Source organism: Xanthomonas sp. BRIP62418 (assembly GCF_003993495.1).
GTDB classification, from domain to species: domain Bacteria; phylum Pseudomonadota; class Gammaproteobacteria; order Xanthomonadales; family Xanthomonadaceae; genus Xanthomonas; species Xanthomonas euroxanthea.
The window spans coordinates 41,611-56,325 of the sequence record NZ_QEZG01000049.1 but is presented as its reverse complement, the minus strand read 5'-3'; the positions used below and the strand labels follow the sequence as shown (position 1 = coordinate 56,325).

12 protein-coding genes and 1 pseudogene are annotated in these 14,715 nt (G+C 68.0%); 9 read left to right on the top strand and 4 right to left on the bottom strand.

Going from position 1 to position 14,715, the window contains the following annotated elements:
• Positions 1-104 precede the first annotated feature (104 nt).
• Positions 105-2,939: a TonB-dependent receptor gene (locus EO174_RS18530; RefSeq protein ID WP_241240046.1), complete on the top strand. Its 2,835-nt coding sequence runs from the start codon at positions 105-107 to the stop codon at positions 2,937-2,939.
• Positions 2,940-3,022: 83 nt separating this feature from the next.
• A complete protein-coding gene (locus EO174_RS18525) occupies positions 3,023-3,766 on the top strand; it encodes an FCD domain-containing protein (RefSeq protein ID WP_104582388.1) in 744 nt (247 codons plus the stop codon).
• A 262-nt stretch (positions 3,767-4,028) separates the two neighbouring features.
• On the opposite strand, the gene EO174_RS18520 is transcribed toward EO174_RS18525, so the two are convergent.
• The 3 genes from EO174_RS18520 to EO174_RS18510 are packed head-to-tail and all read right to left on the bottom strand — an operon-like array spanning position 4,029 to position 7,962.
• Positions 4,029-6,326: a xanthine dehydrogenase family protein molybdopterin-binding subunit gene (locus EO174_RS18520; RefSeq protein ID WP_126946598.1), complete on the bottom strand. Its 2,298-nt coding sequence runs from the start codon at positions 6,324-6,326 to the stop codon at positions 4,029-4,031.
• On the bottom strand, positions 6,323-7,411 hold the full coding sequence (locus tag EO174_RS18515; protein WP_164740262.1) for a xanthine dehydrogenase family protein subunit M: 1,089 nt from the start codon (positions 7,409-7,411) through the stop codon (positions 6,323-6,325). Before EO174_RS18515 ends, EO174_RS18520 begins: the two co-directional genes overlap by 4 nt.
• On the bottom strand, positions 7,384-7,962 hold the full coding sequence (locus tag EO174_RS18510) for a (2Fe-2S)-binding protein (RefSeq protein ID WP_126946592.1): 579 nt from the start codon (positions 7,960-7,962) through the stop codon (positions 7,384-7,386). The genes EO174_RS18515 and EO174_RS18510 overlap by 28 nt, the downstream gene beginning before the upstream one ends.
• Positions 7,963-8,236: 274 nt before the next feature.
• Between EO174_RS18510 and EO174_RS18505 the strand changes: the two genes are divergently transcribed.
• From EO174_RS18505 to EO174_RS18490, 4 genes are all read left to right on the top strand, one after another.
• The gene (locus EO174_RS18505) at positions 8,237-9,568 is read left to right on the top strand and encodes a DUF763 domain-containing protein (RefSeq protein WP_126946589.1); all 1,332 of its coding nucleotides are present in this window, start codon (positions 8,237-8,239) and stop codon (positions 9,566-9,568) included.
• Positions 9,565-10,155: a GIY-YIG nuclease family protein gene (locus tag EO174_RS18500; protein ID WP_126946586.1), complete on the top strand. Its 591-nt coding sequence runs from the start codon at positions 9,565-9,567 to the stop codon at positions 10,153-10,155. The genes EO174_RS18505 and EO174_RS18500 overlap by 4 nt, the downstream gene beginning before the upstream one ends.
• A 69-nt stretch (positions 10,156-10,224) precedes the next feature.
• On the top strand, positions 10,225-10,566 hold the full coding sequence (locus EO174_RS18495) for a cupin domain-containing protein (RefSeq protein WP_126946583.1): 342 nt from the start codon (positions 10,225-10,227) through the stop codon (positions 10,564-10,566).
• A gap of 149 nt (positions 10,567-10,715) precedes the next feature.
• The gene (locus EO174_RS18490) at positions 10,716-11,393 is read left to right on the top strand and encodes a DNA-binding protein (RefSeq protein ID WP_126946580.1); all 678 of its coding nucleotides are present in this window, start codon (positions 10,716-10,718) and stop codon (positions 11,391-11,393) included.
• A gap of 80 nt (positions 11,394-11,473) precedes the next feature.
• Here the strand turns inward: EO174_RS18490 and EO174_RS23270 are convergent.
• Positions 11,474-11,797 (bottom strand): annotated as a pseudogene (locus tag EO174_RS23270) (hypothetical protein); the annotation flags it as partial.
• A 125-nt stretch (positions 11,798-11,922) separates the two neighbouring features.
• Here EO174_RS23270 and lexA point away from each other — a divergent pair.
• From lexA to EO174_RS18470, 3 genes are read left to right on the top strand one after another with little or no spacing between them, the layout of a single operon-like run.
• Positions 11,923-12,528: a transcriptional repressor LexA gene (gene lexA, locus EO174_RS18480; RefSeq protein WP_104582395.1), complete on the top strand. Its 606-nt coding sequence runs from the start codon at positions 11,923-11,925 to the stop codon at positions 12,526-12,528.
• Position 12,529: 1 nt separating this feature from the next.
• On the top strand, positions 12,530-13,183 hold the full coding sequence (imuA, locus tag EO174_RS18475; RefSeq protein ID WP_164739239.1) for a translesion DNA synthesis-associated protein ImuA: 654 nt from the start codon (positions 12,530-12,532) through the stop codon (positions 13,181-13,183).
• A 9-nt stretch (positions 13,184-13,192) separates the two neighbouring features.
• Positions 13,193-14,611 (top strand): DNA polymerase Y family protein, encoded by a 1,419-nt coding sequence (locus EO174_RS18470; RefSeq protein WP_126946577.1) that lies wholly within the window; start codon positions 13,193-13,195, stop codon positions 14,609-14,611.
• Positions 14,612-14,715 lie beyond the last annotated feature (104 nt).

Sequence of the window (14,715 nt, the reverse complement as noted above, 5' to 3'; positions counted from 1 at the left end):
CCCGTGGAATCTCCATCGCGCTCGCTTTCGAGCATCCTTTGGGAGGAGGAATTGTGCGATACACAGAAATAATCCAATTGCGTATACCAGTTAGTCGGACCGTCTTGGCGCAGGCACTGCTGGGCGCTGTTGCGCTGGCCGGCACACACGTGGCCATGGCCCGGCAGACCAATGCTGCCCAGTCGCCGCCGCAGCAGGCGCCCACCACGCTGGACCAGGTCAAGGTCACCGGCATCCGCAGCTCGATCCAGTCATCCATCGACAGCAAGCGCGAGCAGACGGTGGTGGCCGACGTGCTGTCGGCCGAGGACATCGGCGATCTGCCGGCGCTGTCGATCGGCGAGGCGATCGAGACCATCACCGGAGCGGCCACGCACCGCGAAAAGGGCGGCGCGTCGGAGATTTCCATCCGTGGCCTGGGGCCGTTCCTGGGCTCGGCCACCTTCAACGGACGCGAGGCCAGCAACGGCAGCGGCGACCGCTCGGTGAACTTCAACCAGTTCCCCTCCGAACTCATCAACACCGTGGCGATCTACAAGACCCAGCGCGCCGATTTCGTCGAAGGCGGCATCGCCGGCACGGTCAACATGCAGACCGTGCGGCCGCTGGAATTCGGCAAGCGCCGCGTGCAGCTGGACGGGCGGGCGACCTATGCCGACGGCGACAGCAAGCTGCGCGACGCCGATGGCGTGGGCTGGCGCGGCACCGTCAGCTACCTGGACCAGTTCGACCTGCGCGGGGCCGGCAAGCTGGGGGTCTCGCTCGGCCTGCAGCGGCTGGAAGGCACCAACCCGGAAGAGGTGATGAGCAGCAGCTCCACCTGGACGGCCTGCAACGCCAACGAGGTGGTGGGCGCCAGCCGCAACTGCACCGCCGTGACCCCGGCGCAGGTGCAGGCGGGCACGCCGTACTACCTGGCGCCCGGCAGTCGCGTGTACCGCCAGATCAGCGAACACGATCAACGCGATGCCGCCTTCGCGGCGCTGCAATGGCGGCCGTTCGACGGCCTGGACGTGGCTTTGGATTACCAGGACTCGCAGCGCACCGTCACCGAAGACCGCGCCGAGCTCAATTTCTCCGAGACCTTGCGCAACCTCAACAACCGCCAGGTGGGCGACAACGGCGCCTTGCTCGGCCATACCGGCAGCAGTACGGTGGAATCGTCCACCGACTACAAGGTGCGCGACGAGCAGTACCGCGGTGGCGGGCTGCGCGTGGAATGGCGCCCGAACGCGGCCTGGATGCTGTCCACCGACCTGTCGTATTCGCGCACCGAGCGCAGCGAGATCGACCGCATGATGCGGCTGCGCTCCAATGCCACCGACATCAACGGCAACCGCGTGCCCGGGATCAACGGGCAGCGCGTGGACTACACCTATACCTATGCCGGCGATGTGCCGGGGATCGTGGTCGATCCTGCGTTCGACCTGAACAACCCGGACAATTTCAGCGCGGCCGCGCGTGCGCGCCGCGACGAGTTGCGCCGCGAGCACACCATCCGGGCCTGGCGCTTCGATGGCGCCTTCACCCCGGAAAGCGGGCTGCTCACCTCCATCAAGGGTGGCGTGCGCCTGTCCGAGGCGACCTACCGCGACCTGGACGACCGCGTCGAGCGCAACGTCACCGATGCGGCCACGATCCGCGCCGCCAACCTGGCCTGCCGGCAACCGTTCCCGCAGGAGGATTTCCTCTCCGGCGCCAGCGGCAACACCATCCAGCAATGGGCCACCTTCGACAGCCGCTGTCTGTTCGGCGCCATTACCGGCGTGGACGACACCGGCCGCAATGCCGACCCGCGCGGCACCGCCGACGCCGACGTGGAAGAAAAGACCCGCGCGCTGTACGTGATGGGCGAATTTGCCAGCACGCTGTTCGGGTTGCCGCTGGATGGCAACCTGGGCGTGCGCTGGGTGCGCACCGATGTGAGCTCGGTGGGATTGCGCGGCGAGCTGGACGTCATCGACAACCCCGACGGCACCATCCAGCTGGTGGAAACCGGACGCTTCGCCGCGCAGACGGTGCGCGCGTCCAACCGCGTGTTCCTGCCCAGCTTCAACGCCAACATCGGCCTGACCGACCAGACCCAGCTGCGCTTCGGGCTGTACCGGGCCATGGCCCGCCCGGATCTGGTGGCGCTGTCTGCCGGGCGCACCTTCATCCTGGAACCGGGGACCGAGTTCACGACCGTCGGCGAGGCGATCGGCAGCATCACCGCCACCGGCAATCCGCGCACGCGGCCGCTGCTGTCGTCCAATGCGGACGTGTCGCTGGAGTGGTACCCCAATGCCGACTCCCTGCTCAGCGCCGCGGTCTACTACAAGCAGTTCACCGGGGGCGCGGTGCCCACGGTGGTGGACGAACGCTTCGTCATCGACGGCACGTCGGTGGTGGTGCCGGTGGTGCAGGACGTCACCACCGGGCAGAAGAGCGATCTCACCGGGCTGGAGCTGACCGGCACCCACCGCTTCTCCTACCTGCCGGCACCATTCGACGGCCTGGGCGTCAAGCTCAGCTACAACTACGCCGATTCCAACTACAAGACCCAGGATCTGCGCCTGGGCGACCAGATCGATCCGGCGACCGGGCTGGTGAGCGGCGGCATCGTCGCGCCGGCCAACATCTTCGGCCTGTCGCGGCACGTGTTCTCCGGCCAGCTGTATTACGCCATCGGCGCGGTCGACCTGCAGGCCATCTACAAGTACCGCTCGGAGTATTTCCAGAAGTTCGTCGGTGCCCCGGCGCAGAACCGCTACGTGCGCGACAGCGGCACCCTGGACCTGCGTGCCAGCTACCGTTTCAATGCGCAGCTGTCGGTGTCGCTGGAGGCGTCCAACCTGACCAACGAGCCACGGATCTCCGACATGCCGGTGCCCGGCAGCTTCCGTGAGTACAACACCTACGGGCGACGCTATTATTTGGGGGTGCGCTACCGGTTCTAGCGTCGCCACCGGCGCGGTTTCCGCCGCGCCACCTGTCCGGCACCCGCGTGCCGGGCCGATCACCTTGAGGGTTTGAGTCGCCGATGTCCGAAAACCGCCTGTACCACTCCGTTGCCGCCAAGATCCGCGCGCTGATCGACACGGGCGAATTCCCGGTCGGCTCGCGCCTGCCTGGCGAACGCGAGTTGGCCGAGCGCTTCGGCGTCAGCCGCGTGACCGTGCGCGAGGCCGAGATCGCCCTGGAGGCGCAGGGCCGCATCGTGATCAAGATCGGCTCGGGCGTGTACGTCAAGCCACGCCTGGCCTCGGACGAGGGCGCCTTGCCGGATGTCAGCGCGTTCGAGCTGACCGCCGCGCGCGCGGTGATCGAGGCGGAAGCGGCCGCGTTGGCGGCCAGCCACATCACCGATGCGGAGCTGGATGAATTGAATGGCATGATCCAGGCGCTGTCCGCACCAGGGCTCAGCGATGCGGCCGCCGCCGACTACGACCGCGCCTTCCATCTGGCGATCGCGCGGATCAGCGGCAACCCGGTGGTGGCGCACTGCGTGCAGCTGATCTGGCGCATGCGCAACGAGTTGCCGCGCGTGCGCGAGGTGTACGCGCGGGTCTGCCACGACGACGGCGCCACCCGTGTGGACGAACACACCGCCATCCTGCAGGCCCTGCAGCAACGCGACCCGATGGCGGCACGCACGGCCATGCGCAACCATTTCCAGCGCCTGTTCGAATCCATGCTGGAAGCAACCGAAAGCGATGCACTGGCGGAGATCCGCCGCCGCACCCAGCAGGACCGCGCGCATTTTCTGGCGGCCACGCGCACCTGAGTGCATGGCATGGTCGGTTGGGCGCAATGCGTCGACCGCCAGCGGCACTTTTGTGCCGCTGACGCTGGATCCTCCGAAAGACCCATCCTCCAATCAGCTGGACGCGCCGTCTGTCCTGTTCGGCACCACCGACGCGCGGCTGACCGGATTGTTGCGCCTGCGGTTGCCGCAGACGCTGCAGCGCCAGCACACTGCTGGCGCGTCCGCCCTCAGGCAGATGGCTCTACCTGAGGGGCGCGCGCGGGCACCTGCAGTGCAGGCCTCAGTCCGCCATCACCTTGTCCGGCGTCATCGGGGTACTGCGGATGCGCTTGCCGGTGGCATGGAAGATTGCATTGCAGATCGCCGCCGAGACGCCGACCAGGCCGATCTCGCCCACGCCCTTGGCACCGAGGCTGCTGACGATGCGGTCGTCCTCGTCGGCGAAGATCACATCGATGTCGTGGATGTCGGCATTGGCCGAGACGTGATACATCGCAAAATCGTGATTCATGAAACGGCCGAAGCGGTGATCGGACTGGGTGTGTTCGTGCAGCGCCTGGCCGATGCCCCAGACCACGCCGCCGACGATCTGGCTGCGCGCGGTGATCGGGTTGAGGATGCGCCCGGCGGCAACGGCGCTGACCACGCGGGTGACCCGCACCGTGCCGAGCTCCTCGTCCACCCGCACTTCCACGAACACCGCGCCATGGGTGGCACGGGTGTAGTTGCGTTGCTTGAGCACATTGGGCAGCAGCAGGAACTTGTCTTCGATCTGTTCCAGCTGGGAAGCACGCAACAGCTCGGTCAGGGCCATGGTGGTGCCGGCGTCGGCGCGCAACGCCAGCGTGCCATCGGCAAAGACCACCTCGTCCAGCTTGGCCTTGGTGAAGCGCGAATTCGGTAACGCCTGCGCCAGCCGCAGCAGCCGCGCGCGCAATTTGCCGCACACGCCATCCACCGCCGAGCCCACCGTGGTCACGTGCGAGGAGCCGCCTTCGATCGGTGCCACCGGCAGCGTCGAATCGCCCAGCTGGAAGGTAACCTGTTCCAGCGGCAGGCCCAGTGCTTCGGCCGCGATCATCGCCATCACCGTATAGGTGCCGGTGCCGATATCGCTGGCTGCGCTGCTCACCACCAGCCGGCCATCGGCGTGCAGCACCGCGTGTGCGCGCGCAAACATCTGCATCGCATCCCATTGCCCGGTGGCCATGCCCCAGCCCACCCATTCGTTGCCTTCCTTGCGTGCGCGCGGCTGCAACGGGCGCTGCGCCCAGCCGAAGCGCTCGGCGCCTTGCTGGTAGCACGCGCGCAGTGCCTTGGTGGAGTAGGGCTTGTCGTCAGCCGGGTTGACCTCGGCGTAGTTCTTCAGGCGCAGCGCCAGCGGATCCATGCCCAATTCATAGGACAGCTCGTCCATTGCCACTTCCAGCGCATGCACGCCGTGTGCGGCGCCGGGGGCGCGCATGTCCATCGGGCTGAACTGGTCCAGGCTCACCAGGTTGTAGCCCAGATGCACGTTGTCGCAGGCATACAGCTGCCCGCTCCAGTTGACCACCACCTCGACGTAGTCCTCGATCCGCGAGGTCTCGGCGATGGCCTCGTGCCAGATCGCCTGCAGGCGGCCATCGCGGTCGGCACCAAGCTTGAGCCGCTGCAGCGTCTCCGGGCGATGGCCGAAGGTGAACATCTGTTGCCGCGTCAGCACCACGCGTACCGAGCGGTCCAGCAGGATCGAGGCCATCACCGCCAGCGGCAACTGGTACTGCGGGCGCAACCCGGAGCCGAAGGCGCCGCCCACGTAGGGGTTGCGCACGGTGACCTTGCGCTTGCTCAGGCCGAACACATGCGAGACGTACCAGCGGCTGTTCTGCGAGCCCTGGGTCTTGTCGTAGATGGTGAAGTGGCCGTCGGCGTCGCGGATCACCGTGGAGGCGAACAGCTCCATCGGATTGTGGTGCTCCACGCCACTGTAATAGTCGGCCTGCACCTGGACGGCGGCATTGGCGAAGGCGCTGTCCGGCTCGCCCTTGTCCTTGGGGGGCGGCGAGAAACCGGCCTTCATGGCCTTGGGCTTGTGCGCACGGTCCAGGTTGGTCATCAGGTTGGTGTCGTGCGGGTCCTGCAGCAGTTCCACTTCCACCAGATGCGCTGCATGGCGCGCCGCTTCGAAGGTGTCGGCCACCACCAGCGCGATCGGCTGGCCGCTGTACAGGATCTTGTTGTCGTACAAGGGACGGAACGGCGAACCGGCCGGTGCGGTCATGTCCTTGTAGAACACGTCCATGCCGCGCATATGCGGGCGGTTTTCATGGGTGACGATCTCCAGCACGCCGGGTACCGCACGCGCGGCGTCGAGATGGAAGGCGACGATCTCGCCCTTGGCGATGCTGCTGTTGACCACCACGCCGTAGGCCAGGTCGGGCACCGGCCATTCGGCGGCATAACGTGCCTGGCCGGTGACCTTGGCGCGCCCGTCGATGCGGGTGACGCCGGTGCCGGTGGGGCGATAGCCGGTGCCGCTGTCGGCAACCGGCGGGCTCAGGTCGTTGTCGGGTGCATCGGTGCTGCGTGCGTTCATGGCGCTTCCTCCAGCGCGCTGGTTCGCCCGCGGTTGTCGATGGTGCCCTCGCGGGCGACGTCCAGCGCACGCACGATCGCGCGGCGTGCCAGCGGCAGCTTGAAGGCGTTCTTGCCTTGCGGTTGCGCACCCTGCAGCAGGGCATCGGCCAGGATGCCGAAGCTCTCGGCCGTGGCCGGCTTGCCCACCAGCTGCGCCTCGGCGTCGGGATTGCGCCAGGGCTTGTGCGCCACGCCGCCCAGGGCAACGCGCACCTCGCGGATGCTGCCGTCCTCGGCCAGGTCCAGCGCGGCGGCCACCGACACCAGCGCGAATGCATACGACAGCCGCTCGCGGATTTTCAGGTAGGCGCTATGCGCGACGAAGCGCTGCGCATCGGGCAGGTCGATATGCACGATCAGCTCGTCCGGGGCCAGCGTGCTGTCCAGCTCCGGGTGCTCGCCGGGCAGGCGGTGGAACTGCGCGAACGGGATGTCGCGCTCGCCATTGGGGCCTTGCACGTGCACCACCGCGTCCAGCGCAGCCAGGGCCACGCACATGTCCGACGGGTGCGTGGCAATGCACTGCGCGCTGGCGCCGAGGATGGCGTTGTAGGTGGTGAGCCCGCCGATGGCCGAGCAGCCGGTACCAGGCTCGCGCTTGTTGCACGGAGTGGCGTGGTCGTAGAAATACAGGCAGCGCGTGCGCTGCAGCAGGTTGCCACCATTGCTGGCCATGTTGCGGATCTGCGGCGAGGCGCCGGCCAGGATCGCCGCGCTCAGCAAGGGGTAACGCGTTTCCACGTCCGGGTGGTAAGCGGTGTCGGCGTTGCGCGCGAGCGCGCCCAGGCGCAGGCCGCCATCGGGGAGCGCACTGATGCTGTCCAGCGGCAGGCGATTGATATCGACCAGGCTACCCGGCCGCATCAGCTGCAGCTTCATCAGGTCGGTGAGATTGGTGCCGCCGGCGATCAGGCGCACCGGGGCTTCGGCGGGCACCGGGTGCGGGTCGCTGCCACGCACCGACAACGCAGTGAGGGCCGCATCGACGGAGTCCGCGCGCGTGTAGGTGAGCGGAATCATGCCGGCACCGTCCCTGGGGTCCATGGCGTGGCGGCGCTGTCGCTGCTGTCGCTGGGCTTGCCCATGACCTGCATCACCGCATCGGTGATCTGCGGATAGGCGCCGCAGCGGCACAGGTTGCCGCTCATCAGTTCGCGGACCTGGTCGCGGTCGTGTGCCTTGCCTTCCTTGATCAGGCCCACCGCCGAACACAACTGCCCGGGCGTGCAATAGCCGCACTGGAAGGCGTCGTTGTCGATGAAGGCGCGCTGCAGCGGATGCAGCTGGTCACCCTCGGCCAGGCCTTCGACGGTGGTGATCTCGGCGCCGTCCTGCATGACGGCAAGCGTCAGGCAGCTGTTGATGCGGCGCCCATCGACCAGCACCGTGCAGGCACCGCACTGGCCGTGGTCGCAGCCTTTCTTGGTGCCGGTGAGGTCGAGCCGGTCGCGCAGCAGGTCGAGCAGGCTGACCCAGGCTTCGAGCTGCAATTGGTAAGGCTGGCCATTGATGCGCAGGTTGACCGGGTAGGTTGGCGCGGTAGTGGTGGCGGTGGCCGGCGCCGTGTCACGGGCTGCGGCGGGAGTGGCATTCATGCGAGCCCCGTGGCGATGGCTGAGAGGGCCTTCACCTTGACCACGCGACGGTCAACGCAGGGTGTAGGCAATGCGGTGATGGTGTTCACATCGGTACGTGGGTGATGCCCGGGCATGCGCGGCACTGCGCGATGGCAATGGGCCGAGCTCGCCGCGCCGGTTTCAGAGGCCCGCTGGAACTGAACTCGTCAGTTGCGCGTTATTGCGGTCCACGCCAATCGCACGGCGTGCGACGGCGGTCTCGGTATCCTGTGCAGATGACGACGAGGTTGCAATGAGCCGGCGCGGCGGCAGTGCCGATCTTCCGCTGCATGGCGGGCGCGTGCCGCGCTGGTTGGGTGAGCGGATGACGCGCCTGGGCACGGTGATGTGCGAGGCGATCGTGCACACCTATGGGCGCGATGAATTGTTGCGGCGGCTTGCGCATCCGTTCTGGTTCCAGTCCTTTGGCGCGGTGATGGGGATGGACTGGCATTCCTCCGGCATCACCACCAGCGTGATGGGCGCACTCAAGCGCGGGCTCACGCCGTTGTCCGGCGAACTCGGCATCCATGTCTGCGGTGGGCGCGGGCGGCACTCGCGCGCAACGCCGGCCGAATTGCTTGCGGTAGGTGATGGGGTCGGGCTGGATGGCGCTGCGCTGGCGCAGGCCAGTCGCCTGGTGGCCAAGGTGGACAGCGCCGCGGTGCAGGATGGCTTCGACCTGTATCTGCACAGTTTCATCGTCAGCGACGACGGGCGCTGGATGGTGGTGCAGCAGGGCATGAACGGGCAACGCAAGCAGGCGCGCCGCTATCACTGGTTGTCGGAAGGGCTGGGCAGTTTTGTGGATGCGCCGCATGCGGCCATCGACGGGCCGCAGCAGGGCAATATCGTCAACCTGGCCGACCATCGCGCCGCTGCCGCGCGTGCGGCGCAGGTGGCGTTGTTGCAGACGCTGCCGCCGGATCGCCTTGCCCGTGAGTGGCAACGCATCGACGCCGCGCAGGCACCGGTTGCGCCTGCTGTGGCGCAGGCGCCGGTCACCGGTGACCTGTTTGCAGGCCAGGGCTGGGACCCCGCGCAGCAACCGCATCTGAGCATGCCCGGCCATCACGACGTGCGCAGCGAAAACGTGATCACCCGCCGGCTGCACGCCAGCCTGGCGGCTGCGGCCGAGTGCGGCCCCGCCGATTTCACCGCGCTGTTGCAGGTGCCGGGCGTGGGCGCGCGCACCGTGCGTTCGCTGGCGATGGTGGCCGAGGTGTTGCATGGCACCCCGTGTCGTTTCAGCGACCCGGCGCGCTTTTCGCTTGCCCACGGCGGCAAGGACCGGCATCCGTTCCCGGTGCCAACGCGCGTGTTGGATCACACCATCGGCGTGCTCAAGCAGGCGATGCAGCAGGCCCGGCTCGGCAACGAGGAGCGGCTGCAGGCCATCGCGCGGCTGGATGCGCAGGCACGTCGGCTGGAGGCCGGCGCACGCGGTCCGTCGGTGGAGGCGTATATCGCGCAGGAGCGTGTGGATGCGCATCGCTATGGCGGGCGCAGCGTGTTCGGTTGGGAGCCGCCGGTCGAGGATCATCAACCGCGTGAGTCGCAGGCGCAGCGCAAGGCAGGCCAGTGAGTATCCAATTGCGCCGTGACAAGGTGGCCATCGACGGCCGCTGCTTCACCTATGTGTTCCCGTGCCAGTGGGAAGACCATTGCAAGATCGGCTTTTCGCGCGACCCGCTAGGCCGCATCGGCAGCCTGCATCCGCGCTGGTTTGCGTTCTTCGACCTGGAGCGCGGCGTGCTGGTGGAAGCCGAGCGCGAACGCGATGCGCGGGATCTGGAACTGCAACTGCGCCGGCCTCTGGGTGAGCACAACGCACCGGCCCCATTGGCGATTCGCAGTGCGGCGGGCGGGCACACCGAATGGTTTCGTGGTGTGGGGCAGGCGCTCGAGGTGGCAGTGGCGCAGCTGGAGCAGCAGGGGTATCGCGTGTTCGCACTCCAGGCTTGGCTGCAGGCGGCAATGGCCCAGCGGATCGATCGCCTGTACGACTGGTCGCTGCTGCAGTTGAGCCAGGATGAACTCGACGGCGTCACCGGGCCCACCGCAGCGCAACAGATGCTGCGCGATGTGCTGGATGGCTACCGCGCACTGGAGCTGCCACTGCAGGCGCATCTGCCCGATGTGATCTGGGACTGGTACTGCCGCAGCCAATAGCCAAGTGCATTGCCGCCGCCTTGACGTGTGCGGCGACAGCATCGGCGCAACCGATGAGGAGACGCGCGCATGCAGTACGCAACGCTGGAATTGAGCAACGCCTTCAAGGTGCTGTTTTCGCTGCGCCAGGTGCAGGCGGCAGAAATGGTGATGGCACCGGGCGATCGCGAGGGTGGCCCGGACAATCGCCATCGCGGCGCCGACCAATGGCTGTTCGTGGTGGACGGCACGGGCGAGGCCATCGTGGATGGCCACACGCAGGCATTGCAGGCCGGCAGCCTGATCGCGATCGAGCGTGGCCAGGCGCACGAGATTCGCAATACCGGTGACACGCCGCTGAAGACGGTCAACTTCTATCACCCGCCAGCCTACGATTCGCAGGGCGAACCATTGCCGGCAGGCGAAGGCTGACAAGCAACGCGATGGATGCAGGCTGGCAGCGTGCTGTTTAACGGCATGCTGTTCAACGGCGTGCTGTTCAACCGCAAGCGCGTTGTCGACCATGCGTTGACGTGGCGGTTGCTTACATCGGCACGTCACAACGCACCGGGAGCATCCCCATGCCAGAAGCCAAGACGCGGCGCGCGGCCGCCCAGGACAAGCGCGAGGGCAAGTCGGCCAGTACCCAGGCCGGTGAATACGTCAAAGAAGAAATCGACCACGTGCGCGAAGGCAAGCATGGTGCCAAGAGCACCAGGCAGGCAATTGCGATTGGCCTGTCCAAGGCGCGCCGCGATGGCGTGGATGCCAAGCCGTCCAAGAGCGCCTCCAGGAGCACCAGGAAAAAGGCGGCGCAGGACAGCGAGGCGGCCAAGAAGACCACCGCCAAGACCGCAAGCAAGACCACCCGCAAAGCGACCAAGCAGACGGCGAAAAAGGCCACCAAGAAGACCACCAGGAAGACGACGAAACAGCCGGCCAAGAAGGCCACCAAGAAGGCCACCAAGAAGACCACGAAACAGGCCGCCAAGAACGCCACCAAGAAGACCTCGCCCACGCGGTCGGCAGGCGCCAAGAAGGCCTTGAAGACGGCCAGCAAGAAGACCACCGCCAAGCAGGTTGCCGGCACCCAGGCGCTGTCGCGCCAGGCCAGGAGTGCAGCGGCCAAACGCAGTTCCAGCAGCCGCTCGGCAGCGGCCAAGAAAGCTGCCAAGACCAAGGGGCCTGGCGTGCGCAAGGCTGCCGCCAGGAAAGCGGCGGCGACGCGGAAGCGGCCGGCGAGCACGCGCGAGAGCTGATCGATGCTGCTGCCGTCTTGGGCGCCCGACGAGAGGGCGGGCGCCTGGCCACGCGCGATGTCCCAGCGCCCCGAGGTTCTTCAGAGCAAGGTTCTTGAGAGTGAGCCTGCGCCGTGACCTCGGCGGTAGTACGCCGCAGATGGGTGGACCCGCTCCTGCTGCCGGGGTTGCACGGGCGGCCGCAAGCAATCGGCAAAGGCGGGTGCTTCAATCGTGACGTCGGCCAGCCCGATGTAGCTGCCGTAGAGTTCCGGATCGCCGGCTAACAGCGCAGCGCCATTGAGCACGATGACGGTTTTCGCCGGCGACCGCAGCGGTGCGCTTGTTGCCATCCCAGACGGATGCGTGCGCGATAAACCAGGCGCAAGCGCAGCGGCCAGCGCGGCCAGGCCCGGCGGTGGGTCGTATCCGGCCGGGCGCAGGCCGGTCCTGGCTGAAGCGGCTCAGCAACCTGCACGGGCCAATCTCGCCTGCTGCGACCGATAGGTGTACAAATGTACACCTTGCCCCGTCCGGCCGTTGCACTCCCATGGAACCTCTCTCTCCCAAGCGTCTGGCCGTGCTGGCTTTCCTGCAGGAGCAGGCCCGCGCAGGGGTGTCGCCCAGCCTGGCCGAGATTGCGCAGGCATTCGGGTTCGCCTCGCGCAATGCCGCGCAAAAGCACGTGCAGGCGCTGGCCGAGGCCGGCTTGATCGAGTTGCTGCCCAATCAGAAGCGGGGCATCCGCATGCCGGGCGGCGCCGCGCGCGATGCGTTGCTGGCCTTGCCGGTGCTGGGGCGGGTGGCGGCCGGCGTGCCGATCGGGGCGGATATCGGCCTGGACCGGCAGCTGTGGCTGGACCGTGCGCTGTTTTCGTTGCGCCCGGACTATCTGCTGCAGGTGCAAGGCGATTCGATGATCGACGACGGCATCCTGGACGGCGATCTGGTCGGCGTGCATCGCAGCAGCGAGGCGCGCGATGGGCAGATCGTGGTGGCGCGGGTGGATGGCGAAATCACCATCAAGCGGCTGGAGCGTGGTGCCGAACGCATCCGCCTGCTGCCGCGCAACCGCGCGCATGCGCCGATCGTGGTGGCCGCCGATGCCGACTTCGCGATCGAAGGGCTGTACTGCGGTCTGATCCGGCAGGGTTGAGATGAGCCAGGAGCCCGCGCGCATCAGGCAGGACGGCAACGCGGCAGTCGCCCTGCCGCTGGACGCCTTGCTGGCCGCACGCACGGTATGGCGCGCAGGTCACGGCACCGCCATCGCCCATGGCGGCGAATCCACCGGGCATGCGGCACTGGACGCATTGCTGCCCGATGGCGGCTGGCCGCGGCGGGCACTGACCGAGTTGCTGCTGCCCGCGCACGGCGTGGGCGAGATCGCGCTGCTGTTGCCCACGCTGGCGCGCATGACCGGCGCCAGCAGCCGGGTGGTGCTGGTGGCGCCGCCGTTCATTCCCTATGCGCCGGCCTGGCAGGCGGGCGGGGTGGTGCTGGACCATCTGGAAGTGGTGCAGGCCGAGCCGCGCGATGCCTTGTGGGCGTTCGAGCAATGCCTGCGCAGCGGGGCCTGCGCGGCGGTACTGGGCTGGCCGCAGACCGGCGATGCGCGCGCATTGCGGCGGCTGCAAGTCGCCGCCGACAGCGGCAACTGTTGCGCGTTCGCGCTGCGCGATCGCAAGCATGCGGTCAATGCATCGCCGGCTGCGCTGCGGCTGGAATTTCTGCCCGAGCGCGATGCCTGGCAGGTGCGCAAGTGCCGCGGCGGGCAGGTCCCGTCGCAGCCGTTGCGGCTGGCGCATTGAGGCGCGCGCATGTTGTGGGCCTGCATCTTGCTGCCGCAGCTGGCGCTGGACGCCGTCCTTCGGCGCCTGGAAGAGCCTGACGCACCGCTGGTGCTGGTGGAAGGGCCGGCGCAGTTGCGCACCCTGCATTCGGTCAATCCAGCGGCGTCCGCCGCCGGCCTGAAAGCCGGCATGCGGCTGTCGGCGGCGCATGCGCTGATGGCCACTGTGCGCACCATCGACTACGAGGCGCAGGCCGAGGCGCGCACCCAGCGGTTTCTTGCGGCGTGGGCGTACCGGCACAGTTCGCTGGTGAGCCAGCAATGGTCGCGCGCCATCGTGCTGGAGGCCGGCGCCAGTTTTCAATTGTTCGGGCCGTGGCCGCGTTTCGAGCGTCGGCTGCGCGATGAACTGCAGGCCTTGGGCTTCCAGCACCGGCTTGCCCTGGCACCGACACCGCGTGCCGCGCGTGTGCTGGCCGGTTTGCGCGATGGCATGGTGGTGACGCAGTTGCCGGCCTTGCACGCCGCGCTGGACCAGGTGCCGGTACGCCGCGCCGCGTTGCCGGGCGATGCCGGTGAGCGCCTGCAGCACATGGGCGTGCGCACGCTGGCGGCGGTGCGCGCGTTGCCGCGCGATGGGCTGCGCCGGCGGTTCGGTGCGGGCCTGCTCGAGCATCTGGACCGCCTCTACGGCCAGGTCGACGCCCCCCTGGAGTGTTACGCACCACCGGATCACTTCGACCAGCGGGTGGAACTCGGCTACGAGGTGGAAATGCATCCTGCGCTGTTGTTCCCGCTGCGGCGCCTGATCGGCGACCTGTGCACCTACCTGTCCATCCGCGACGGCGGCGTGCAACGGTTCCTGCTGCGGCTGGAACACGAAGAAGGCGCCACCGATGTCGAGATCGGCCTGCTCACCCCGGAACGTGCGCCGACGCTGTTGTTCGAGCTTGCGCGCAACCGGCTGGAGCGGGTGGAGATCCCGCGGCCGGTGGTGGCGATGCGCCTGCTGGCGCGGCAGCTGCCGCCGTTCGTGCCGGCCATGCGCGATCTGTTCGATCAGCGTGCGCAGCAATCGGTGGAGTGGCCGCAACTGCGCGAGCGCCTGCGTGCGCGGCTCGGCGACGAGGCGGTGTATCGCGTACTGCCGGCCGACGACCCGCGCCCGGAACGCGCCTGGCGGCGCGCCATTGGCGATGCGGTGCGCGAAACCGGTGCGCCGCCACGTCCGCCACGCCCGACCTGGCTGCTGCCGCAACCGGTGCCCCTGCACGAGACCCAGCTGCGCATCGTCTCCGGCCCGGAGCGGCTGGAAAGCGGCTGGTGGGACGACGACGAGGCGCGTCGCGATTACTACGTGGTGGAAACCGCACGCGGGCGGCAGGCCTGGGTGTTTGCCGCACCAGGCCGTGTCGATGGCTGGATGCTGCACGGGTGGTTTGCATGATCCGATCCATCCCGTTGCAGCACCGGCGCACTGCCTGCCGGGCCGGTCGTCGCAGCGGTGGCGCAGGCGCCCGATGCCGCGCAGCGAAGCGGCAACGGCAACGC